Source organism: Clostridium sp., from assembly GCF_047718555.1.
Classification (GTDB): domain Bacteria; phylum Bacillota; class Clostridia; order Clostridiales; family Clostridiaceae; genus Clostridium_I.
Genome location: NZ_JBDNRK010000013.1, coordinates 64,093 through 89,818, shown reverse-complemented (window position 1 = coordinate 89,818; position 25,726 = coordinate 64,093). Strand labels below are relative to the sequence as shown.

At 31.6% G+C, this 25,726-nt stretch carries 23 protein-coding genes; all 23 read right to left on the bottom strand.

The window, feature by feature from the left end; genetic code table 11:
• Positions 1 to 266: 266 nt before the first annotated feature.
• Complete coding sequence (locus tag ABF633_RS07665) at positions 267 to 1,469, bottom strand: radical SAM protein (protein WP_415523076.1); 1,203 nt, start codon at positions 1,467 to 1,469, stop codon at positions 267 to 269.
• Between the two features lie 284 nt (positions 1,470 to 1,753).
• Positions 1,754 to 2,911, bottom strand: a complete 1,158-nt coding sequence (locus ABF633_RS07660; RefSeq protein WP_415523075.1) for an aldo/keto reductase — start codon at positions 2,909 to 2,911, stop codon at positions 1,754 to 1,756.
• A gap of 216 nt (positions 2,912 to 3,127) precedes the next feature.
• A complete protein-coding gene (locus tag ABF633_RS07655) occupies positions 3,128 to 4,477 on the bottom strand; it encodes a sulfatase-like hydrolase/transferase (protein ID WP_415523074.1) in 1,350 nt (449 codons plus the stop codon).
• Positions 4,478 to 4,538: 61 nt separating this feature from the next.
• Positions 4,539 to 5,870 (bottom strand): neutral/alkaline non-lysosomal ceramidase N-terminal domain-containing protein, encoded by a 1,332-nt coding sequence (locus tag ABF633_RS07650; RefSeq protein WP_415523073.1) that lies wholly within the window; start codon positions 5,868 to 5,870, stop codon positions 4,539 to 4,541.
• A gap of 44 nt (positions 5,871 to 5,914) precedes the next feature.
• The gene (locus ABF633_RS07645) at positions 5,915 to 7,240 is read right to left on the bottom strand and encodes a sulfatase-like hydrolase/transferase (RefSeq protein WP_415523072.1); all 1,326 of its coding nucleotides are present in this window, start codon (positions 7,238 to 7,240) and stop codon (positions 5,915 to 5,917) included.
• A gap of 19 nt (positions 7,241 to 7,259) precedes the next feature.
• Complete coding sequence (locus tag ABF633_RS07640; protein WP_415523071.1) at positions 7,260 to 8,213, bottom strand: D-2-hydroxyacid dehydrogenase; 954 nt, start codon at positions 8,211 to 8,213, stop codon at positions 7,260 to 7,262.
• 154 nt (positions 8,214 to 8,367) lie between these two features.
• Positions 8,368 to 8,793 (bottom strand): GNAT family N-acetyltransferase, encoded by a 426-nt coding sequence (locus ABF633_RS07635; RefSeq protein WP_415523070.1) that lies wholly within the window; start codon positions 8,791 to 8,793, stop codon positions 8,368 to 8,370.
• A gap of 40 nt (positions 8,794 to 8,833) precedes the next feature.
• Positions 8,834 to 9,844, bottom strand: a complete 1,011-nt coding sequence (locus ABF633_RS07630) for an ABC transporter substrate-binding protein (protein ID WP_415523069.1) — start codon at positions 9,842 to 9,844, stop codon at positions 8,834 to 8,836.
• A 548-nt stretch (positions 9,845 to 10,392) separates the two neighbouring features.
• A complete protein-coding gene (locus ABF633_RS07625) occupies positions 10,393 to 11,649 on the bottom strand; it encodes a radical SAM protein (RefSeq protein ID WP_415523068.1) in 1,257 nt (418 codons plus the stop codon).
• A gap of 27 nt (positions 11,650 to 11,676) precedes the next feature.
• Positions 11,677 to 12,468 (bottom strand): ABC transporter ATP-binding protein, encoded by a 792-nt coding sequence (locus ABF633_RS07620; protein WP_415523067.1) that lies wholly within the window; start codon positions 12,466 to 12,468, stop codon positions 11,677 to 11,679.
• A 21-nt stretch (positions 12,469 to 12,489) separates the two neighbouring features.
• Positions 12,490 to 13,335 carry an ABC transporter permease gene (locus ABF633_RS07615; RefSeq protein WP_415523066.1) on the bottom strand — a complete coding sequence of 282 codons (846 nt, stop codon included), beginning with the start codon at positions 13,333 to 13,335 and terminating at the stop codon, positions 12,490 to 12,492.
• Positions 13,336 to 13,366: 31 nt separating this feature from the next.
• Complete coding sequence (locus tag ABF633_RS07610) at positions 13,367 to 14,389, bottom strand: ABC transporter substrate-binding protein (protein WP_415523065.1); 1,023 nt, start codon at positions 14,387 to 14,389, stop codon at positions 13,367 to 13,369.
• 33 nt (positions 14,390 to 14,422) lie between these two features.
• Positions 14,423 to 14,890, bottom strand: a complete 468-nt coding sequence (locus ABF633_RS07605; RefSeq protein ID WP_415523064.1) for a hypothetical protein — start codon at positions 14,888 to 14,890, stop codon at positions 14,423 to 14,425.
• Between the two features lie 11 nt (positions 14,891 to 14,901).
• Positions 14,902 to 16,122 carry a radical SAM protein gene (locus ABF633_RS07600; protein WP_415523063.1) on the bottom strand — a complete coding sequence of 407 codons (1,221 nt, stop codon included), beginning with the start codon at positions 16,120 to 16,122 and terminating at the stop codon, positions 14,902 to 14,904.
• Between the two features lie 314 nt (positions 16,123 to 16,436).
• Entirely contained in the window at positions 16,437 to 17,228 is a 792-nt protein-coding gene (locus tag ABF633_RS07595) for a nucleoside phosphorylase (RefSeq protein WP_415523062.1), read from the bottom strand.
• A 51-nt stretch (positions 17,229 to 17,279) separates the two neighbouring features.
• Positions 17,280 to 17,798: an adenine phosphoribosyltransferase gene (locus tag ABF633_RS07590; RefSeq protein ID WP_415523061.1), complete on the bottom strand. Its 519-nt coding sequence runs from the start codon at positions 17,796 to 17,798 to the stop codon at positions 17,280 to 17,282.
• 98 nt (positions 17,799 to 17,896) lie between these two features.
• Positions 17,897 to 19,264, bottom strand: a complete 1,368-nt coding sequence (locus tag ABF633_RS07585) for an MATE family efflux transporter (protein ID WP_415523060.1) — start codon at positions 19,262 to 19,264, stop codon at positions 17,897 to 17,899.
• 245 nt (positions 19,265 to 19,509) lie between these two features.
• Positions 19,510 to 20,274: an SDR family NAD(P)-dependent oxidoreductase gene (locus ABF633_RS07580; protein WP_415523059.1), complete on the bottom strand. Its 765-nt coding sequence runs from the start codon at positions 20,272 to 20,274 to the stop codon at positions 19,510 to 19,512.
• Between the two features lie 456 nt (positions 20,275 to 20,730).
• Positions 20,731 to 21,942, bottom strand: coding sequence for a radical SAM protein (locus ABF633_RS07575; protein ID WP_415523058.1), 1,212 nt, complete (start codon positions 21,940 to 21,942; stop codon positions 20,731 to 20,733).
• A 2-nt stretch (positions 21,943 to 21,944) separates the two neighbouring features.
• Entirely contained in the window at positions 21,945 to 22,130 is a 186-nt protein-coding gene (locus ABF633_RS07570; RefSeq protein ID WP_415523057.1) for a hypothetical protein, read from the bottom strand.
• Between the two features lie 43 nt (positions 22,131 to 22,173).
• Entirely contained in the window at positions 22,174 to 23,436 is a 1,263-nt protein-coding gene (locus ABF633_RS07565) for a radical SAM protein (protein WP_415523056.1), read from the bottom strand.
• Between the two features lie 476 nt (positions 23,437 to 23,912).
• Entirely contained in the window at positions 23,913 to 24,746 is an 834-nt protein-coding gene (locus ABF633_RS07560) for an ABC transporter permease (protein ID WP_415523055.1), read from the bottom strand.
• The gene (locus ABF633_RS07555) at positions 24,739 to 25,635 is read right to left on the bottom strand and encodes an ABC transporter ATP-binding protein (RefSeq protein ID WP_415523054.1); all 897 of its coding nucleotides are present in this window, start codon (positions 25,633 to 25,635) and stop codon (positions 24,739 to 24,741) included. Before ABF633_RS07555 ends, ABF633_RS07560 begins: the two co-directional genes overlap by 8 nt.
• Positions 25,636 to 25,726 lie beyond the last annotated feature (91 nt).

The window sequence follows — 25,726 nt, the reverse complement described above, 5'->3', positions numbered from 1 at the left end:
TTTTACTCATAAATTATTTTTTTAATTTATATTGACTTTTACTAGCTGGTCTTATTCTAAGTTTATCGTATATTAAATCACATCTTGTTAAAGTGAAATATAACAATGCCACTTCTCAAATAATTCATCCACCAGTAGCTAAATAAGCAGACTCCCAAACAATGAAATTGATTGATAATTAAAGAATTCTGCTTCTGAACCAAATACAGAAACAGAATTTTTTTCACTGCTTTGCTACTAATGAAAATTTCTATCAAATATTACATTTACCAATTAGCAATAGCTTTTTGCCTAAATACTGGCAGCAGTTCTTCCTCTATTCTGTGAAAATCATGGCATAAAGAATTAGGACCAGCAGTACAATTATATAATTGCTCATAAGTAAAACCAGCTTTTCTTTGTATAGCAAATACTTTCTTTGCCATATCCCAATGCCATTCTGCTTTTGGAGTACGATGATCTTCTAACTCTGAACCTGGATTTGGGTTCCATGCTCCTACCATGCATATAACTCCTTTAGATGCAAGGTATTCTACTCCTTCTAATGTAGAATTTTTAGGCTCAATTCCACCAACTATATTTGATCTTACTTTTCCATAGCCAAATACCTTTACAGCATACTCCAATGCTTCAACCCAATGATCCCAACCACCACACTGTTCTTGTTTTCCAGGACAAATTGCTTTAAAAATATCTTTATTCCAAATTTCAATATTCATTGCCATAGTACTAAACCCTGCTTGTTTATATTTATCAATAACTTCTAAATCAATAGGTGCTCCTATAACACCAGTTCCATTGAAGTCCTCCAAACCTGTATGTTCTTTAATAGCCTCTGCCACATCAATATAATAATCTACCTCTCGTCTTTCTGGTATAAAACCGCCAGTAATTGTTATATGACGTGCACCTAGCTTATAAGCGACTGCTGCAGTCTCACCTATTTGTTTAGGGTATTTCCATTGTATATTCTGCTTTTCCCCATAGTTGTCTTTTGTTGCATTTATATTGCAGTATTTACAATCCAATCCTTTTTCTTTCAAAGCACATTCATTACTATATGCTACTGCAATGGCACCATCTCTATTATAAGTAGCCACATGTGACATTTCTGTACCATCAGAAGTTTTTAACCCATAATATTTAGGACGTTCGTAAAACTCTATAGGAAATATTTCGTTACCTTTTTCTGTAAGATAATACTTATTTCCATCATGGTTAATAGTATATTTTGAACTTCTATCCCATTTGAATCCTATTCTAAAACCATTTGGTGAATAAAATCCTACAGGAAATTGTATGCCTACGTGTGGTTCTCGATCATTCTCAAATAGAGTGTGTATTTGTTCCTGATACTTTCCTCCCAAATCTAAATTAGCAAAAATTTTTGGATCAACATTAACTCCCTCAACATTTAAAGCGTTTTTAATTTCCAGTTCTTTATACAGTTGATTTTTAATATCACTCATTCTTAACTGCTCCTTTTTTAAAAAATATTTTATATTAATCATATATAAATAATAGGTATTTATATATAATTGATTCTACTTTATTAAATCTACATTTATAATTAAAATAAAAGAGACTAATCCTTACCTCTCCAGTGTAAAGATTAGTCTCTAGTATTTCTAGTTAACTAATTCTAAATTACCTTATTTAATATATTTATTTGCTCTTTAGTAAAATATATATAAATTAACATTTTTTCTAATTTATATAATAATATCATTTATTAGTATTATTGTCAATCTGTTTATTGAAATACTGCCACAACATTCTTTAATTCTTGACGGATCTTAATAGCTTGTGGACAATGGCTTTCACACTTACCGCATGCTACACATTTGGAAGCTCTTTCTTCAGGTTTTAGTGAACTATATCTAGTTTTGAGTTCTTTTTCTGTCTCTGGATTAACAAATAAGCTATATTCGTTGTAAATGGTGAAATTCTTAGGAATATTTACTCCTGATGGACAAGGCATACAATATTCACAGGCTGTACAATTAACTTTTATTCTTTCCTCAAAAGCATTTTTCACCTTATCAATTATTGCTAATTCTTTCTCTGTTAATGAATTAGCTTTCGCTTCATTTGCCACTCTTATATTTTCATTGATATTATCCATAACATTCATACCACTTAATACTACAGAAACTTCTGGGTGATTCCATACCCACCTTAAAGCCCATTCAGCAGGTGATCTTTTCACATCTGCTTCATTAAAAGCACTCACAGCTTTATCTGGAAGACTTTTAACTATTTTACCTCCCCTAAGAGGTTCCATAATAGCAATGCCTAATCCCTTATTAGCTGCATATTCTAATCCTTCTCTTCCAGCTTGATAGTTTTCATCTAAATAATTATATTGAATCTGACAAAATGACCAATCATAGTAATCAACTATTTCCTTAAACAAAGGTAATCTATCATGAAATGAAAATCCTGCATATCTTATTCTTCCATCCTTTATTGCTGAGTCTAAAAATTCATTTATACCTAACTTCTTTAAATTTTCCCAAGTACCTGTGTTAAGAGAATGAACTAAATAGAAATCTATTCTGTCTGTTTGAAGACGTTCTAATTGCTCATTCAGATATTTATCCATATCTTCTCTAGTTTTTATAAGCCAACTTGGAAGCTTTGTGGCTAAATTAACTTTCTCCCTATATCCATCCTTTAAAGCTCTACCTACAAAAGGTTCACTCTGTCCTCCTCTCTCTCTGCCATTTCCATGGTATGGATAAGCAGTATCTATATAATTAACTCCTTTATCAATAGCATAATGAATCATCTCTATAGCTTTCTCTTCATCAATTTTAGTTCTATCTCCACCAATAATAGGCAATCTCATACATCCAAAACCTAAAATTGAAACATTTTCATTTGTTTTTCCATACTTTCTATATAGCAAAATAATTCCCCCCATCTAATCGAAAAATTCCTCATAAAATTTACACTAACAATTTAAGCCCATTTTTTATCCACAAATAGTTTCATATATCTTCTCTAAGTACCTTTACAATGACTAAATCATTTCCAATACTTATATTTTAGATGAATTAATTTTGACACTTCAATAAATTTTTACGTACACAATTTTAGTTCTTTTAAGTAACTTAATGCTAATTTATTTATCCTTAAGTTCTAGAAATCTTTTTTGCTTTTCCTGAAAAAGATGAGCTTTCTCATTCTCCTTTTCTGGATCACAAATTTTTCTTAATTCTATCTCAAGTTCCTTAGCTTTTTCAATATTTTCACTATAGACATTTTTCAGTTCATCTGGATCCACAGCAAGATTAAATAATTGTTTGGGAGCTTCAGTATAGAATATTAATTTCCAATCACCCTTTCTGATCATAAAAGCCCCAGAACGAGTTCCATGACCATGGTATTCCGAAAAAATCACTTTATTAGAATCATTCATAGGAATATCCTGCAGTGCCCTACCACTTCTTCCATCAGGATATTTTCCACCTGTAGACTTAAAAATTGTTGCGTACACATCCAAAAGATCTACTGGAGTATCAACTACTTTTCCCTTTTCAAAACTAGGTCCTGTTGCAATACAAGGTATTCTTACCGAATCCTCATAAAGAGAACATTTCCACCATAGCCCAAATTTTCCCATCATATCACCATGATCTGAAGTGTAAATAAAATCTGTATTATCCTTAATTCCATTATCCATGAGCGCTTGAAGAATCCTACCAATTTGTATATCAACAAAAGTGATACATGCAAGATATCCTCTTCTAATACCTCTTTTATCTTTTTCAGAAAAATTTTTAGTTTTAAAATGAGCTTTTAAGTCCACAGCGTATGGATGCCTGCTGCTTTCCCATTCTTCACCATACTCAGGCAAGTCTCCTCCTTGCGGATACATATCCCATAACTTTTGTGTAGTAAACGTTGGAAAATGAGGATTCAGCACATTTATGGTCAATACCCAGGGCTTTTTAAGTTCTTTCCCTTTAGTATTAATCCATTCAACTGCTGCATCAATGCAATTGATATCTTTTGTATAAGGCTTCTCCTTAGGTCCATAATTACCAGCTCTCTTATCTGCATCTTCACGTATTTTAAGAGGTCTGCGTATAAAATTAGTATCCCCAGGAAGCTTACGATCCTTTGCTAGTATCATCTCATCAAAACCCAATTTATTACTTGGAGCATGAACATCAGTTTTTCCTATATAGGCAGTATATACACCCTGTTTCGATAAATCAGCTCCATAAGTTGTAGCACTATCATCAATATTTACATTACAATTACTATATGTTTGTAATTCATGAGTTCTCTTTCCTGTAATGAATGCAGATCTACTTGGCATGCAAAGTGGCGAAGGACAGTATGCATTTTTAAATAATGTACCATTTCTTGCCATTATGTCCATATTTGGTGTCTTTATAAAAGGGTGACCATAAATTGATGAAAAAAAAGGATTATGCTCATCAGACATTAAAATAATTACATTCATATTTTATTCCAACTTTCTCTCCCTATTTTATATGTTTCTCCTGTCTGCAATAAATAAATTATTACGTATATATTTCATTAATAAGTTGGGTACTTGTGTCAACAATAATCCTACCCGCTTCCTGATTTAGCTTACTGGATATAGCTCTCTGCATTTCATAGCCTCTCAAGGCAAAAGCCAATTTTGTAGGTACATATCCTGCGTGACCATTTGTCAATTCAACTACGATAATTTTTTTTCCTTTATAATGATATTTTAACTCCAGTTGGTATTCAACAAAAAGTTCAACCGGATTTGTTACAATAACAATATCCCCGAGACAAATAACAGATATTTCAACTGGACAATTTGGATTTATTTTGATTTGTCTTCCAAGTTCTATAGTAGAAAAAGTATGATAGGTTTCATTGAACTTCTTAATATTAACTTTATCTTGATCTGTAAACTGCCCCCATTTTTTTTCAGCTTCTTTTATATCTTCGTCAGAAATTTTCCTAAGTGGTATGTTTACAATTCTATTTTTAACTTGAATATTAATATAATCTTCTTCCGACACACTATTTTGAGATATAAGTTTCAGCACCTCTCCACCAAGTATCCTCCCAATCCTCTCAAGGCCATCCCTGCCTTGACACTTTGTACTTTCATCTTCAATATCAACTGTATTAAGATTACCACAGGCGCCCTGCAAATATAAAACTGGTACATCCTTTCCTATCACTGCTTGTATAACACTTCTCATGGAACCAGGAAAATCAGCAGATACATATTCTGTATTAAATAAAACTGTCGGGTGACAAGAAAAATTCACAGCTACAGTAATGTATCTACCTTTCAAATCTTCAAACCAGACAACCTGAATTTCGTTATCGACTGGACCTTCTGGAACTAGCCTTTCTGGATTGAAGCCCCTAGTTGCAAATTGACTGCGACCATTGCTCATAATGTAACGCCGATTAAAATTACATTTGTTTACACAACCTTTATCGTAACCTATTCTTGCTTCTTTTTTATTCTTATTTGCTGTGACTGCAGATCTTACAATTTTATCAACCAGAGTTTCTACAATTCTTTGATCAAGTTTAATCCACGGTGCTGGCATATTCAAACCAGTTTTAGGTCCTTGATGGGTGTGAGTTGCAGATAATATTATATTATTATATTTAATTCCAGTTTCTTTATGGATTCTGCTGCGGACATCTTCAACAACTTCATCTTTTAAGTTAATAAGATCACAGCTTATAAAAGCCACTATTTCGCTGCCATTATCCACAACCATACAGCTTGCCATAAGTGGATCAAGTACTGTTTTACTCACTCTTAACAGTGCTGAACCTGCCAGGAAAAAAGGCATTTCCGGGGTTATGTTAATTTGAGCTGAACCTACTTTCATTTCAACTTTCTCCTTTTAAATTTTATATTATATTAATATCAATTTTAACGTGCTGATATAATCTCAGGTTCTTTTTCATTTGCTTCTTTCATTCTACGCTTTAATATATCAGCAAGTTGTTGCCTAATCTCAACATATAATGGATTTTTTATAAGATTATTTTTTTCACTATAATCATTTTCGAGATCATATAAAAAATCTTCTATATAACAATTACTTTCTGCATCTTTCGTTCCATCTTTTCCTTCAGCACGAACAGAATACTTCCATTTTTTTGTCCTTATAGCTCGTCCTACCTGTGATTCACTTATTTGGACAAATATCTCCTTTGGCCAGTTTTCATTATTTCCTTCTACTAACTGTTGAAGGGGCCTTCCCTGCATATTATCTGGTTTTTTTATATCTGCACATGCAAGCAGCGTTGAAGGAATATCAATTAAGCTTACAAGTTCTTTTATAACCTTCCCGCCTTTAAAGCCCGAACCGTATGCAATCATAGGTATTCTGATTGATGATTCATGGCAGGACCGTTTATATTCAGAATTTCTAGTTTTAAAATGGCAACCATGATCACTTGTGAAAAATATTGTAGTATTATCCTCTTCTCCAATTTCTTTAACCTTATCACGAATTCTGCCAAGATTGTAATCCAAACTTGCACAGCACCCCAAATAATCTGGATAATTTTCTTTCCAGTCCCCCTCTGTATCTTTAAGATCTTCTGGTATTTCATAATCTTTAAATTTTTCTTTTGAGCCTATGGGACCTTCAAAACATTTATGATCATTTTGAAAATGTGGCTCTATATACGATACAAACAAAAAAAATGGTTTGTCACCTTTATAATCATTTAAAAAATCTAAAACAAAATCCGTTACACAATCCGCTCTATATCCTTTAAATTCCCTTTTATTCATATCCGCATCATACATATATCCATCATATCCGTGAGACGTGAATTCCAGTACATCTGATGCAACCCAGTAATCTTTATAACCTCCTCTTCTCTCTGGAGGTATTGCTGTTGTCCTATAATTAAATTCACCTGTTGTAGATGCAAGATGCCATTTTCCTACATATCCTACTTCATATCCACTTTCTGAAAAATAATTTGCTATAGTCTTTTCATTAAGTGGAAGAGCTATTCCATTTTTGAAACATCCGATTTCCGCAGCATATTTACCAAGCTGCAGGCATGATCTCGCTGGTCCACATACTGGCTGACAGGTAAAAGCATTTTCAAATTTAACTCCCTGCTTTGCCATCCTGTCAAGATTTGGCGTTACATTCAACTTCTGACCGTAACATCCAACTGTATCCCATCTTTGCTGATCCGTAAAAAAGAATATTATGTTTGGTTTTCTGCCCATTTCCTACTCCTTTAATTTTTTAATATTGGTTATCCAAATCAACCACATTAATTTTAGGTTTTTCACCATTTAAATAAGATTTAAAATTTCTTATAAATATATCCATGGTCCTTTCCTCATAACTTTGTGTTGCTCCAGAATTATGAGGAGTAATTATTACATTTTCCAATTTCCATAAAGGATTTTCTTTAGGAAGTGGCTCTGGATCAAATACATCTAACCCAGCTCCAGCAATTAATTTTTCCTCTAATGCTTTAATTAATGCTTCGGTATCAGTAGTTTTGCCTCTGCCGATATTCACATAAAAAGAATTTCTTTTCATTTTTTTAAACTGTTCTAATCCAATTAATTTATATGTTTCTTTCGTCAATGGCAGTGTATTAACTATATAATCACTTTCACTAATCAATTCATTTAACCCTTGCATATCAAACATTTTATCAACATTTAACGAAGCTTTTCCTGAACGACGAACTCCTAAAACTTTCATGCCAAAAGCTTTTCCTAATTTTGCAGTTTCTTCTCCAATTGCTCCCACACCAATAATTCCAATAGTCTTTCCATGTACTTCCGGCAAACTCTCTTCATGTTTCCATTCCTCTTTTAACTGATTTCTAAGATATAGATGCATACGTCGTGTAAACATAAGTATCATAGAAAATATTGTTTCTGAAATAGGAAAAGCATGTACTCCACTACTATTAGTGAGAATAATATTTTGCTGCCTTAATTTTTCTAATGGTATATTATTTACACCTGCTCCCCAGGATTGTATCCAATTTAATGGTGAGTTAGGTTTAAAACAAACTTTATCGACATCTTTATTCCATCCGACAATAATTTCGGCATCTTCTAGGTGTGGTATATAAATAGAACTTTCCACACTGCTAATTATTTTCCAATTAGGTGCAAGTAACGCTAATCTGTCTAAGTATTTTGGAGACAACTTTATCAAAGAAATAAGTTTATGCATTAATAATCACCTTCCTAATTCTACTATTGTTTTTTTCTACTAAATGAAAAGACCAAGTTTCATATATTTCAACAAAACTTAGTCTCCAATAGTTATGGTCAACTAATTCTTAATATATATTTATTATGAATATATCCCCTATTAATACATTAATTTAATGTTTAAGCATAAACATGCCTGCCCCATATTTTCCTTCAGGTCTTGTTATAAAATTAAATTTTTCATAAAACTCTTCTTTCCCTCTTGAAGCCATTAATCCTATAAAAGAACCTTTAGGGCAATTATTGTCTATATACTTCATTAATTCAATCATTATAAGTTTTCCTATTCCCTTTCCTTGGAATTCTGGAAGCACAATCATATTTTGAATATAAAAATACATCCCTTCGTCTCCAACTATTCTTCCATAACCAACCATTCTTTCATTGTAATCTGCACAAACACTAAAAAGGGAATTTTTCAAACTTACCTCAGCTGCTTTTAAATCATACGTCTCCCAACCAGTTTCTTTTCGTATATTAACGAATTCTTCTACAGTGGGTATTCTATTGACAATATGTAGATTATTCGTTATGACCACCTCTTTATTTAAATGAAATCTGTTTTACTATTAGCTAACTTTACTGTACACCAATACTTTTTAAATAACTTTCATCTATAAGGTCATTAATATCTACATCTTTTCGTATTGTATTATTTTTTCTCAAAACAGTAGCCGTTTCTTTAACTGAATTTATAATCTCATCTGTAAATTTAATATTATAATCCCCTTTTGGAAATGCTACATCTAAAACATTTTTTTGCATTTTAATATCGTCAGCAACAATTTGTTTAGCTTCTTCTGGATTACTCTGAACCCATTTTTGTGCCTTTTCATATACCTTTAATACTCGCTTTACTATATCAGGATACTGCTTAGCAAAAGAGCTTGTAGCAATTATTAAATTACTATCAATTCTTAAGTTTTTACCATCAGCTATTGAGCGAGCAGTTCCATCTACTATAGAATTAGAAACAAATGGTTCCCAAGTTACTGCTGCATCTATATTCTTAGATGCCAGTGAAGTTTTTATATCAGCTGGCTGTAAATTGACCAAATTTATATCATTAGTAGTTAATCCAACTGACTCAAGAAACTTAATTAAAAGTATATGTGCTGTAGAGCCGACAGTAACTCCAACTTTCTTGCCCTTTATGTCCTTTACTGAATTTATTGGTGAATCTTTTGGTACAATTAAATTGCTCAAATATCCAGATGAATATACTCCTATAGCTTTAATATCAATATTATTTGCTTTTGCTTGAATAGCTGGTTGATCTCCAACTTGCCCGAAATCTAATCTTTTTCCAGCAAAAGCTTCTATCATAGGTGGACCAGATACAAAACTCTGAAATTGTACATTGATTCCATCCTTTTTAAATTCATCTTGAAACCATCCTTTTTGTTTAGCCACAATTAATAAAGCATGGTTTAATCCAGGTTGATACCCAATTCTTATTTCTTTTGGCTTATTTTCTTTTTGATTATTAGTTTGATTATTAGATGCTCCACTACTATTTGCATTTCCACAACCAACTATAATAAATGCAATTAAAGTAATTACTGATATGATACTAATTATTTTTTTCATAAAGCTCACATTCTCCTATCACTTATTAATTATTTCATGTTAACAATTATTTAGAAATTCAAGTACTATCTTCAACATATTTTTATCACTTTATGTCCTACTTCCAATAAACTTACATTAGCATTAGAAAGAGTAGTTAATTTATCATTCCTCTCTTTTCACAGATGGTGTTTTTCATTTGCCTATTATAATTCACATATCTTTCTCTGTAATACTTAAATTTTAAAAAATAAAAAAGACTAAGTTTCATCTTTCATAACAAAACTTAGCCTCCAGTTTTTCTGGTCAACTAATTCATACCATTCATATATGTTTTATATAAATATATAACTTATTGATAGATTTGTCAATATATAAAGAAAAATTTTTTAATAAAGAATTTTATAAGTACGAACTATCATTTAAAAATATTGTAAATAAATATCTTATAAAAATGGTTCAAAACAAGAAAATACTAAAATTCAAACATAATTATGCTTAAATTTTAGTATTTTTAAAAGCAATTTTCTTTATTAGAAGTACTTAAGTAATTCTAATTTAAATTTCTTTTATTGAATTGCCTCTTCATAAATTGGAAATACTTCATTTTCAATACGATATATATCATTAGGTAATCTATAATCACCAGCTGTAGCATCATGAATCTGATCATATGTAAAACCATTCTTTTTCCAAATAGCTGCAGCTTTTTCTGACAAATCTACATACCATGATGTTTCTGGGCTTCTGTGCCCTTCAAAAGCTGACCCTACATTAGGTGCCCATATATTAAAAGAGAATACAACACCCTTAGAACCAAGATATTCAAATCCCTCTATAGTCTTAGATTTAGGCTCTATTCCAGCTACAAAATTTGAACGAACGCGTCCCCAACCAAATACTCCTACTGCATATTCTAGTGCTTTTACCCAATGATCCCAACCACCACTTCCATTAGCTTTTCCAGGACAAACAGCTCTATAAAAATCTTTATCCCAAAGTTCTAAATTTAATGCGGTAGTTCTAAATCCAGCTTCTTTAAACTTATTAATATTATTAAGATCAAGAGGTGCCGCTACTGTTGCAGTACCATTAAATTCGTCAACACCTAAAGCTTCCTTTATAGCATCAGCAGCATCAACGTAATATTCTAATTCTCTACGTTCAGCTATTACACCTCCTGTAATTGTAAGATGGTCTGCAATCCCCTCATGAAAAGCTGCTTTTACTGCTTCGGCTATCTGTTTTGGATTTCTCCAATGAGGGCCATACTTTTCAGCATAAGCTTCAGTGTATAACTCCTTATCATAATTTATGTTGCAAAACAAGCAATCCTCATCTCTTTCTTTGTAGGAACATTCATTACTGTAAGTAAATATAACATGTTTGTCATAATCTGACGCATTACCAATAAGGCATAAAGGCGTACCATCAGATGAAAGAGTATTTTCATACTTTGTAAGTTCTGGATATCTAACTTCAAAAAGCTTGTTTCCATTATAATTAAGTATATGCTTTCCATTTTCTAATTCTATTCTATAAAGTGAATTTTTGTTCCATATAAATCCTGTCTGAAGTCCATAAGGTAAGAAAAACCTTGAAGGTAACCAATCTTTCTTATTGACATCACGATTACGCCCGCCCTTAATATTGCTACTTCCTAAGTGTGTATATAACCTTTCTCCATCTTCACTAGCCTCTTTAGAAATAGATACACCTTGAGTTTGTAGGTCTGCTTTAATTCTTAATTCCTCCCATAGCTTACTCTTTAACTCAGATTTTGTAAGTTTACTAACATCTACACTCCATGATTTTAGATTACTCATTTTAATATCTCCCTTCATTTTTAAAAATTATATTGTATATGAAAAAGGTGGTTCATCCTTAGTAAAGAAATTTTCATATATTTTTTTATGAATTTCTACAAAACCAGGACTATCCCTATCTCTTGGTCTTGACAAGTCAACATCAAATATATTTTTAATAGTACCTGGTCTGCTTGTCATTACTACAACTTTATCTCCAAGATATATTGCTTCATCAATATCATGAGTTACAAGCACCATAGTTGTACACTCTCTTTGCCATATTTTAAGTATTTCTTGCTGCATGTTAATTCTTGTCAAGGCATCAAGTGCGCCAAAAGGTTCATCCATAAGCAACACTCTTGGATTGCTTATTAATGCACGAGCAATACTTGCTCTCTGCTGCATACCACCAGAAAGCTGGTGGGGATACACCTTAGCAAACTTTTCTATGCCTACAAGTTCTAATAATTCCTTTACGCGTTCTTTCCGCTGCTTATCTGTGAACATATCTTTTCTTGTTACCCCAAAACTTACATTTTGTTCTATTGTGAACCATGGTAATAATCTAGATTCTTGAAATACCATACTGGTATCTTCGCCAATACTAATTATTTTGGCACCATCCATATATATGCTGCCACTATCTATACTTTCAAGTCCCATAATAATACGCAGTAATGTACTTTTTCCGCAGCCACTTGCACCAACTATACTTATAAATTCACCTTTATTTATAGTAAGATTAATATCTCTTAATGCTTCAACATTACCTGATGCCACTGTGAATGTTTTTCCAAGCCCTTTTATTGCCATTTCTTCTTGCTTTTCAGTACTCATAATATTACCTCTTTTTTTAATTTATTTACTTCCAAGACTAGTATTCCACCTTAGTAACCATCTCTCTGATGTTTTGAGAAGTACATCGAATAAAAATCCAATGATACCTATAATAAAAACACCTGAAAGCATTATATCCGGCTGAATAAGTTCTCTAGCATATTGAATCATAAATCCTAAGCCTACTGTTCCCGATATAAGTTCTGCAGTTATAACACTAGACCATGCGATACCGATGCCAACACGCAAACCATTAAAAATAGACGGCATTGCTGCAGGGAGTATAATATCTATCAGCACCATAAATTTACTCTTTTTAAAAACTTTACCAATCTCTATATACTTTATGTCAGTGTTTTTTATACCTGAAAGCACATTCAACCATACTGGCCAAAATGTTCCTAAAGCAATTACTGTTATTTTTGAAGTTTCATCCATTCCTAACCATAAGATAAGTACGGGTATCCATGCTATCATAGGTATAGGACGTATTAATCCTGTAAAAACACATAATAATCTATCCAATATCTTGAACAAACCCATTGCTATTCCAATAACTATACCTAATACAGCTCCAAATAAGTAACCTTCTATAACTCTTATAAGCGTTATAGAAACATTTTTCCATAGATTTCCAGTAATAATTAAATCAATAAAAGAAGACCAAATTCGTGTAGGTTTAGGTAAAATAGATTGCTTAATTACACCTGTATTCCCAAAATGCTGCCAAAGTAGTAAAAATAATATGGGTATAATTATAGCTATAAGAATATTACTAATTTTAAAAAATATATTCTTTATTGTTTTAGATTCAAAAATGAATAATTTTGTTTTGGAATTTAGTGATTTCTCTTTATATTCAACCATCTATATTTCACTCCTTTTAGTACTATACAAATTATTTTTTTACATATCCTAATGACTCAAGAAAACTTTTATCAACTATATCTTTAGCTTTTACAGGAGTTCTAATGATTTTCATAGAATACATCATATCGGCACTGTCTTGAAAGGAATTTATTGCTTTATCTGATATATCTATATCAAAACTAAATTTTGGAAGTGCCTTTTCCACAACTTCAGGCGTAACCTGAGTAGCGTCTGCTAAAATTTTTACTGCTTCATCATGATTTGCTGGATTATTTAAATAGTCAATAGCTCTTTTTACAGCTCTAAGTAATGTTTTAACTTCTTCAGGATACTCCTTTATAAATTCTCCAGTTGCAACAAGCACAGCGTAATTAGTTTTATAACCTGCTGTATCACCAATTACTTTAACCTGTCCATCAAGTTCAAGCTTAGAAGGAGTTGGTTCAGAAGTTACTGCTGCATCAGCATTACCAGAAGTAAGTACAGGTAATATATTTCCATCTGGACTATTTACAATCTGAACATCTTCTGGTTTCATATTATTAGCTTTAAGCATAGCATATAGTATTCTATGAGTAACCGTTCCAACTGATACTGATATCTTTTTACCCTTTAAATCCTTTATAGAATTTGCAGGTGAATTCTTAGGCACTATTAATTCTACATATTTATCACTTTGTGAAAAATCTCCTATAACTTTTTCTGTACCTCCATTAGCTGCTGCTTGAATAATAGGCTGGTCAGCCATGCCACCAATATTTATGTTGTTAGATTCCATAGCATTAATAATTGCAGGACCTCCTCCGCTAGTAATCCATACTTCATTAACCTTAATCCCTTCTTTACCAAATTCTTCTTTAAGAAAACCTTTTTTAGAAGCTATTATAAGTGATGTAGAGGATAAACCATTTAAAATTCCTATTGATACCTGAGTTGGTTTTTTTACCTGTGAATTACTGCTAGCTGACTTTTTACTACTACATCCTGTAAATAAAGTTCCTAATATTATAATTGTTATAAATATGCTAATAACTCTCTTAAAATTTTTCATATATATTTCTCCCTCTCTTAAGTAAATTCTTTTCTAATCTTTTTTTACTATTTTATCTAAATGAAATAAATATGGATGTTTTCTTTTTTCATCCTGTAGAATATTATTGAATTCATTATTTATTATTTTTGTAGGTTTTATTATCCAAACTGCTCCTAAATCAATGTTAGGATTTTCTTCTTCACTTATTTTGTAATACTTTTCGTAAATATGTCCACTTATATGAGTTTTTACGGGAATGCCTTTTATTTGCCAAGATTGATTATTGACACCTTTTATGTTAATAGCTACTTTTCTATTAAACCATATACTATTTACTAAATTATTATTTGTCTGTGATGTTTCTATAAGTTCAAGAAGTACTATATTACCTGATTCAATAAATATGTTATTTTTAAATACCACATGTGGTTCACCATATCTATCTGTAGTTGCTATTACCTTTTGGGTATCACTTTTAGATAAAAGCTCTATTATTTCTTTATCTATCTGAATTGTCATTTCGATTCCTCCTACTTGACTCTATCCAAATCTGTATCGGGATGATTTCCGCAATTTCTGTAAGTATCATTGTCTATTGATAAATTATACTTACTATGAATTTTACTATAACCCCTTGCTAACCTAGTAAAGTACTCTAATGATGGGACCTGCTGATTCTGAAATGCAGAATTAGGTCCTATTCCCCAAACAATATATACTGCGCCTACCCCATGTTGAGCTAGATCTTCTGCCTCTTCCAAAATTGCCTTCAATGCTTCGTCTTCTGACAAAAATCCATAAGGTTTCGCTAATTCAACTCCTCCAACTGTACCTGTATTTACATTTCCTTTTCCAAATATATCTACTGCTGATATTAATCTTCTTTTCCACTCCTTATATCCTACCCATTCAGCTTTTCCTGGACATATCCAATTAAATTTTTCTTCATTTAAAACTTCAATATCTGTAGTATATGTTGCTATTCCTGTATTTTCATATATCTTTGCCAATTGCCTCTCATTAAAAGCCGATGCAATTAATTGACTAGGAAATCTTTTAGTCTTAAAGTTTCTTCCTATTGCTTGTAATATTTCTATGTACCAATCCACTTCTTCATCAAATACTTCTTGCCCACCTGTATTTGAGCCTCCTGTTAAGTGTATGCTTGTATATCTTCCTCTTTGTTTTAATGCTTCTTTAACAGTTTCATAAGCATCCTCTGGATTTAATTTAATCCTTTGATTGGATCTATTCTTATAATAAGATCCTCCTCTTGAGCAATATCTGCATCCATGGCCATTATCCCAAAAATGACAATACCTATATGGATCAAAATCAATTCTTTGTGGTCTAACTACAGCTACTTCACTCATTGGAGTCCCCTTACTCGTAAATTTAGTTAAAAAATCTGCTTTAGTCCAATATTCAACTTCTTCTATAAATTCACCATTATCTGTAATTACAAGCTTTCCATCAATATAATCCACAATATATGGTTTTTCTCCATTTATTCTTTTTCCAGTCATTATTGTAGTTCCATCCCTTAATAATAGTGATGAAGGATAAAACTTCCTTAAACCTCTATCATTACATTCTAGAATTTTCACATCATGTATATCAGGATCTAACACTTTAAGCGCATTTTCTGTATAAATAACTCCTCTCCTTTGAACATCAATTTTAATGATTACAAATGGAGATACATCATTGTATTTTTCAATAACCTCTTTTAAACTTAAATTTTCTGACATTAATTCTATCACCTACCAATATAATTTATATTTATGCTTCTTTTATATATGATTTAATATTTATATCAATATCAATATCAATATCAATACCACCGATAATTTAATCTTATTTAATCAATAAAGAGGCTGGATTTTACAATTAATTGTAAAACCCAGCCTCTAGTACTCCTAGTCAACTGACTTTAAAACACTTTATTTAATTATATCTGTATATTTTAATATTAATCCAATAAATATATAATACCATAATAATACATCATATCAAATATTTACTTTTATCACTTTTACTTAACTGGAGTAAACAATCATTTTGTTTAAGCAGTAGCACCTTCATCTTCTAACTTATCAGCTAATTCTGTAAAAAGATCTATATTATTAAGTAATCCCTTTTTAATAGTTTCTATAGTATTGATTAATTTTTCAGAACCAAATTGTGGATTCCAATCACTCCATAACTCATCACTAATAGCTAATACATTGCATACTTCTATTCCCCTAAATTTTCCCACAACATATAATGCTGAAGTCTCCATTTCCACACCAATAATTCCTTTTTTCCTATAATCCTCAACTTTACTTTTTAATTCTCTATAGATAGCATCTGTTGTCCAAATGCCTCCAGTTGTTGAATCAATGCCTTCATTATCAAAAGCTTTTTGCAGCTGACCCAATAATCTTTCACTTGGCAATCCTTCAGAATTATCTTTTATATAATGATAGGAAGTTCCTTCTTCGCGAATGCAATTATTTGCAATTACTATACTACCAACAGGTACTGAAGGTTGTAAACTACCTGCAAATCCAATTCCTATAAAAACTTTTGCACCACGGGCAACAAGTTGCTCAAGAGTACTAACAGCAGATGGTGCACCCACTGGTAAAGTAATAAAAGTTACATCCTGTTCATTGGTTCTCCAGTTGTAAACAGTACTATTTTTTGTCCAATTTGGCAATGGTTCTAATTCAAATTCTTCTGCAATATTTTTTATTAGATTATGATCCCATGAGCCAATAACTACTGGAGCAATTTTGTAATCATCGATTGTCACTCCTTGCCTAGACGCTAAATGTTCTAAAAACATTTTGGCATTAATTCTTTCTTCCATATTTATTTTTCTCCTTCAACTTTAAATATTTATTTTAAAAAATTCTGTTGATCAAATATCATACTTAACTAGGGAAAAAACATCATATTTCTCAAGCCTAGCTTTTCCATTAAGTTCAGTAAGTTCAATTACAAAAGCTAAAGATGAAACTTCTCCTCCAGCTAACTCAACTAATTTTGCAACTGCATCAATTGTTCCTCCTGTAGCTAATAAATCATCTATTATGGCTATTCTCTGTCCAGGTTTCACTGCATCCTTATTAATTTCAAGTATATCCTTTCCATATTCTAATTCATACTCTATTTGTAGTGTCTCTGGTGGTAATTTACCCTTTTTCCTTACAGGTATGAACCCAACCCCAAGACTACTTGCTACTGAAGCACCAAATAGAAAACCTCTAGCCTCAGGTCCTGCTATTGCATCAATTTTTTTATCTCTCAAATAACTTACGATTTCCTCAACTGTATATTTAAATGCTTCTCCATCTCCAATTAATGTAGAAATATCTTTGAAGCTTATACCTTTCTTTGGAAAATCTTCAATAATTCTTATTTTATCTTTTAAACTCATAGAAATACTCTCCTTATATTCTAAATTTCACTAATTATATTATTATCAATTGTTAATTCACATTATCAATTAATTTCTTATTAAATTTACCTTTGGAATTAGACTTTTAAATATTTCCATCTGCCAGCTTTTATCCTAAAAATATACATAACTGCTCTAATACTGTAATCAAAAAAGATACCTATCATTAGCCCATAGAGACCAAGATTTAAAAATCTAATCAAAATAGCTGCAACTATAAGTCTAAATGTCCACAATCCCGCAACTGATGAAAATATTACGTATTTAATATCTCCTGAACATCTTAATATAGCCGAGCCAACCTTCTCAACTCCTAAAAATGCTGAAACTAAGGCAAAACCCCTAATTACAATAATACTTGTATTTATAACTTGTAAATCTGAAGAATATAATCTTGCAAATAAAAATCCACAGGAAAATTCTATCATTGTAGAACATAGTCCAGTAAAGATTGCTATCTTTATATTTTCATAAGCATAAACTTCTGCTTTTTTTAAATCTTTACTACCCAAACTTTGACCAACAGTAGTAGTTGTTGTTAAACCAAGCCCTAATAACGGTAGAAAAGCCAAAGAATGTATACTCCCCCCAATTTGAAAAGCAGCTACTTCAACAGTTCCCATAGCTACAACAAGTATTTGCTGCATTAAAAACCCACCATTCATGATTAAGTTCTCTATGCATGCAGGAATTCCAACTCTTATTATTCTTTTTATTATTCTAAAATTAATTTTAAATTTGCCAAATTTAACAAGATTTATTTTAGACTTTTTCCTAAATAAAAAATGCACTATTACTATGCCACCAATAATTCTTGCAGTAGTAGCAGCAATTGCAGCACCTTTTACCCCTAGAGGGTTTAAGTAAAACACTTCATTGTATTTTACTCCATAAATTAGTACTATACTTAATAGCACATTAATTAAATTTTCAAATAAAACTACATACATAGGTGTCTTTGTATCTCCAATTCCTCTTAAAGCTCCACCTACCACCATCTCAACTACAACAAATGGCATTCCTAAAAGCACAATATGATAATAAGTTTCAACTAGACTTATTACTTTAGAATCAGCAGAACCAAAGAAAGTAGTTATTATCTCATTGGAGAATATAAATCCAAAAAAAGCAAGAAAAACTCCAACAAGTATACTCATAAATAATGATTGAACTAAAACTTCTTTTGCATTTTTAATACCACTTTCACCAGTAACTCTAGCAATTACTATTGTTGAACCTATTGAAAGACCAGTAAAGATAGTTTGAGAAAAATTCACTAAATTATTAACCATTCCCACTGCAGCAATGGATTCTTTTCCAAGCTTTGCTACCAGTATAGTTGATACTATACCAACCATCATAATCAATACCTGTTCTATTACAGTTGGCCATGCCAGTTTTATAATATCTCGACGTATTTCATGTCTTGAATATGTTATATTCATTAAAATCTCCTTTACTCTGGATTAAAAGCACTAAATATATTACCAAAATCTAAAATGAAATTAATTATACACAAAAAAGCTAATATCCACCCTTAGAAATAAGGATTAGATATTAGCCTCTAGTTTTCCTAGTCAACTATAACACAAATATTACTCTAATAGTATTCTTATATGTTTCATATGTTAATTATATTTTACATATAAAAACTTGTCAATACATTTAAAAATAAAAGATTGATGTTTCATTACAACATCCATCGTCCACCATTTACATCAATAGTAGCACCGACTATATAACCAGCTTCTTCTGATGCTAAAAATAGAACAACATGTGCAACTTCACTATTTATTCCAAGCCTTCCAACAGGTATATCATTTAAAAATCCATCCCTATCTTCCTCTGAAAATGAATTCCATGCATTATCTAACCTATCTCCGCTAGCTATTATTCCTGGCGCTACTGCATTTACTGTAACATTATACTTTGCCAAATCTTTTGCAACTTGCTTTGTAAAACTTATTACACCAGCCTTAGCACTAGCATAATGTGGACCTGCTAAAATAGTAAGGGCTCTCCCTGCTTGAGATGATATGTTTATTATCCTGCCCTTCTTTTGCTTTTTTAAGGTTCCTATAACAGCTTGTGTGCAAAAAAAGACGCTCTTTAAATTTCTATTTACAACAGTATCCCACTCTTCTTCTGTTATATCTTCTACTTTTTTAGCATCGCCACCACCGCCAGCATTATTAACTAATATATCTACTGTTCCATATTTTTCAATTACAGTTTCGAATAGATTTTCGACTTCCTTCTTTTGTGTGACATCAGCTCTTATTCCCAAAGCTACCCCACCATTATTTTTTATTTCAGCTACTACTCTTTCAATTGCCGCTTCATTTCTTCCATTTACTATTACTGTAGCACCTTCTTTACCAAACTCTAGTGCAATTTCTCTTCCAATTCCGCTTGATGAACCTGTAACTACAACAACTTTATCTTTAAATCCCATAACAATAACCTCCAACTATATTTTGCATACTTTATTATTTAGTCTAAATTAAAATTGATTAAATAAAAAAGACTAATACTCATCCACTTAAATGCGGATAAAATATTAGTCTCTAGTTTTCCTAGTCAACCAAAAACTTATATATTAATTATAACCTTCTTATATATCTACTATATTGTATTCCATATATCGAACCATGTCAATATACTTTGGTCTGCATGATAGCACAGGCGCATGAAGATCATTTAGAAATTATTGACATTATTCATTAAAAGAAGAAGTAGATTCAGCAATTGAAAAGATATTTTCTATTGCTGCGGAAATAGCTGCAAAGCTTTGATCATAAAGATATTTCCCTTAGCTAAATTATAATTCTTTAATTATTGCAAAGAAAAAATTATAGGGTATTACCAGCCATGATGCTGATAATACCCTAATTTTCATGAACAATAATTTCTAGAAATTACTTACTTTTTTACTGAAAATAGGTAATTTTTCTTCTTCTATTTGATAAATATCATGTGTTAATGTTCTACCCGGTGTAGCATTAAATATTTCCTCATAGGTACGTCCATATTTTCTTAAAATATCTGCATGCCTAAGTTGAACATCCCAATGCCAATCAACAGTAGGAGAGCGATGTCCTTCAAGGGGAGATCCAAGGCCTGGTACCCAGCTAGAAGCAACCGTAACAACACCTATAGAAGCTAAGTATTCAATACCTTCAAATAGTACTTCTTTTGGCTGTAAGCCTACTACAAAATTACTTCTTACATTTCCTTTACCAAATACTTCAATTCCATATTCGATTGCTTTTATCCAATTATCATAGCCACCACATTCTTCTACTTTTCCAGGGCACACAATATCAAAATAATTTTTACCCCATACTTCTGTATTAAAGGCAATGGAACTATAACCTGCTTCTTTATACTTTTCAATAACTGATAAATCAATTGGTGCACCAATACATGCGGTTCCATTAAAGGTATTTGTTCCAAGTGCTTCCTTGATACTTTCTGCCACATCCAAATAATACTCAACTTCTCTACGCTCTGGTACAAAGCCTCCTGTAATTGTTAAATGCTTATACCCTTCATCATAACCAGCTTTTACAGTTTCAGCAATTTGATGTGGATACTTCCAAGCCGGTCTATCTTCTCCACCATCTAGTCCTTTTGTTCCATTCATTACACAAAATAAGCAAGTTTGTCCTTTATCCTTAACGGAACATTCTGTACTATAAGCAACAACAAGACTCTTATCACCACTTCCTATGGCTGAATCAGATGCAATATCTCTCATACTTATACCATCTTTTGTTTTTTTCGAATAAAATTCAGGAGTTTCTGGAAATGTTATATTTGATAGCTTTTCTCCTCTATAATTAACACTAAACACTCCATCGTTCTCCACAATTTTGTAAGGAGAATTTTTATCAGTGACAAGTCCAACGCCAAATCCATTATCCAAAATAAATCCGTATGGTATATTATAGCTTTTCTTTGTTAACAAATCCTTATCCAAAGTGCAATAATTCAACTTTTTTAAACTCTTATTATTCTCTAATAGACTATCGAAAACACCTACATCATACGTAACACCCTCAACGCTTAAAGCTAATTTTAGTTTTAACTCCTCATACAATTTTTCCTTTAAAGTTCCCATATTTACCTCCCATAATTTTTTATATAAATCAAAGACTTTTTTAACACAACAGGTGTCACATCTTCCCTATATAACCTAACAAAAGGATTTTGAGACATCCAACCTAACAGTGATCCTCCACAATCATCAATAACTTCATATACACCAGATTCTTGTCTTATACCTCCCGCATATATAAGAGATACCACTTTAGCATTCTCTTCATAGTTAACACCTTCCCTAGTAAAAATTTTATAATTGTTTAAATTTATACTGAGGAAGATATGCTTCTTTAAAGTTTTCAGTTTCTATACGGAATATATCATGTATAGAAGAACTGTTTCCAGCACCATCATAAAGTTGATCTACTTTGTATCCATTTTTTATAAATATATCAGCAACTTTCCTTTGAAGATCAAAGTGCCACTCAGTTTCAGGTGTACGATGTCCTTCCAATGCTGAACCCGGATTTGGGCACCATGCATTAGCATAGCACAATACTCCTTTTTCAGCTAAATATTCTACTCCTTCCAGTATGGATTGCTTAGGTTCTATACCTGCAACAAGATTTGACCTTACATTTCCTCTTCCAAAAACTTGAGCAGCATATTCAAGTGCCTCAATCCAGTGGTCTCTTCCACCGCAAGTTTTTTCCTTTCCAGGGCATATTGTTTTATAATAATTCTTATCCCATATTTCAAGATTCATTGCTATAGTTCTGTATCCTGCTTCTTTATATTTTTCTATGACTCCAAAATCCAAAGGAGCTCCAATTACAGCAGTGCCATTAAAATCATCAAGCCCAGTCTTCTCTCTTATTTCTACAGCTACATCTGCATAATAATCTATTTCTCTTCGCTCTGGAATAAATCCACCTGTTACATTAACATGGTTTCCTACGCCCTCTTTGTATGCTGCAGAAACTACTTCTCCAACCTGCTCAGGTGTTTTAATAAATATATTTTCTGATTTATAAGCACCAGCAGTGGAATTTATATTGCAAAACAAGCAATCATCACCAGTATCTTTTAAAGCACATTCATTGCTATAGCATACATTAACTGAACCTTCTGGATTAAAATTAGCAATATGCCCAAAAGCTTCTCCATTTTTTGTATTATAACTAAGAAGTTTAGGTCTCTTGTAAAAGTCAATTTCAGTTAGTCTGGATTTATCTCTATACAAAACCGCTTTACCATCTTCTTCTACTAATTTATATCTAGAATCAGGATCCCATCTAAAAGCTGCAAAAACTCCATGTGGAAGATAAAAATTTGATGGAAGAAGAAAACCTGAGTGATGGGCTTTGTCCATATCAAACAATATATGGATTTGTTCCTGGTATTCTGTACCTATTGGAAACTTTTTAATATCCTTAGGATCAAAACTTATACCTTCTACAAAAACACCTATTTTTAATTTTACTTCTTCAAGAAGTTCTTTCTTGATATTCTTAACTGTTGTTCTTATTTTTGGGAGATAATTGTATGAACCATTTTCATTTATTACTGCCATTTTAACACCTCATTTTAAATTATTTTTATTAATTATTTTATATTATAAAAATTTTCTAAGCTGTTTCATATCAAGCGATGGAGTAGCAATTATATATATATCTTTTTAATGTGCTTCTAGTGTATTTAGACCTATTTTTTTATCATAATTAAGTAATTTATGCCTTTTATAAAAATTGACTTAAGTTATTCTAGTTACATCTTTATAAAGAACTGGTTTACCGTTCTTTTCTACCAATCTATATCTATAGTTAGGATCCCACCTAAAAGCAGTGAACAATCCATGTGGTAAATAAAAATTTCACAGAAGCAAGAATCCAGAATGATGAACCTTATCCATATCAAACAATATATGAATCATTTTCATCTACTAATGGCATTTCAACACCTAAACTTATATTTCTTTATAAATATCTTTATAAATATTATTTTTTAACTATAATTTTATTTAGAAGCAGTTTCCTTTATTGCTACTTTCTAATTATTATTTTGAGGTTTCCAAGAAGAAAATCTTGATTCAATAAAAAGAAGTCCTTTATTAATTATTAGACCTATAAGTGAAATGGTTATTATACCTGCATACATATTTGGTATTTGAAAACTAAATTGAGTATATTGTATCAAATATCCGAGTCCAGCTTTTGCTCCTATCATTTCAGCTGCTACCAATACAAGTATAGATGTTGCTCCAGCTAGCCTTATTCCAGTAAAAATCGTTGGAATAGCCGCAGGAAAAATTACTTTTCTGAATAACGTAAATTGATTTACTCCCATAGATTGTGCTGATCTAATTAAAAGATTATCCACATTTTTTACACCTGCAATAGTATTTAATAATATTGGCCAAGAACATGCATATACTACTATGGCAATTTTTGAAGTTTCTCCGATACCTAAAAATAATATGAATAAAGGAAATAATGCTAATGCAGCTGTATTACGGAATATCTCAATTACTGGACTTATAACATCAGAAACTCCCTTATACCAACCTATAAGCATTCCTAGAGGAATACCATATGCTATTGCAATAGCAAATCCACTAAAAGCTCTTATTAAACTAGCTGAAATATGGTTTATTAACTCACCAGAAAGTAACAATTTCCACCAAGCTTTAATAACTTCAGACAGAGGTGGAAGAAATGTTTTATCCGTTAATCCAGAACTTGGAACAATCTGCCATAGTAATAGCAATACCGCTATCAAAATACTTTTTTTAAAAATTGTATTATTTTTAAATATTTTTCCAAATACATTTAATACTTTTTTTGGCTCTACATTTAAGGTTTTTATATCCCTTGTATTATCCAATTTTAACTACCTCCTTCCTTATAGAAGTATTAGAAATTGATATTTTCTTTCTTTTTATAAGTTCTTGTTCCTGTGCTTTTAATACTTCTTCTCTTAATAATGACCAAAGTTCATGGCTAATTTGATTAAATTTAGGATCAACTCTTAAATCTGCTATTTGCTGTCTAGAATCAGGTAAAGGTATATCAATAATCTTTTTGATTTTTCCTGGACGTGAAGTCATAATCGCAACTTTTTGACCAAGATAAACAGCTTCATCTATACCATGAGTTATAAATACTATTGTTTTACCAGTTTCTTGCCATATATTTAGCAATTCAGTCTGTAATGATTCACGAGTCTGAGCATCCAATGCAGCAAAGGGTTCATCCATAAGTAGCACTTCAGGATCATAAGCCAGACTTCTGGCAATAGCAACACGTTGACGCATTCCACCAGAAAGTTCATGAGGATATCTATCCTCAAAACCTGATAAGCCAACTAATGAAATATAATAGCTTGCAATATCTAATCGTTCCTTCTTAGATATTTTTTTTTCTTCAAGTCCAAATTCAACATTGCTAATAACTGTTCTCCAAGGGAAAAGAGCATACTGCTGAAAGACAAAGCCTCTATCAAGTCCAGGTCCATTTATAGGCTTTCCATCAATTAACAATTCCCCACTTGTTGCCTTTCCCAGTCCCCCCAGTAAATTCAAAAACGTAGATTTTCCGCATCCACTAGGTCCTACCAGCACCATGAATTCTCCTTGCTTTATTTCTAAATTAACATCCTCAATTGCAGTAAATTTTTTTGTAGATTCCGAATTATTGGCTAATCCCCTGTTTCTCACATTATATGACACACTTATATGTCTAGCTTCAATTTTATTTTTTACAATTTCTGACATTTTAATTCCCCCTACTTTAATTAAAATTAATATTAAGACAAATTTTCATTGCAACAATCTACAGCTGAACAAAAAACATTGCGAGTGCGAC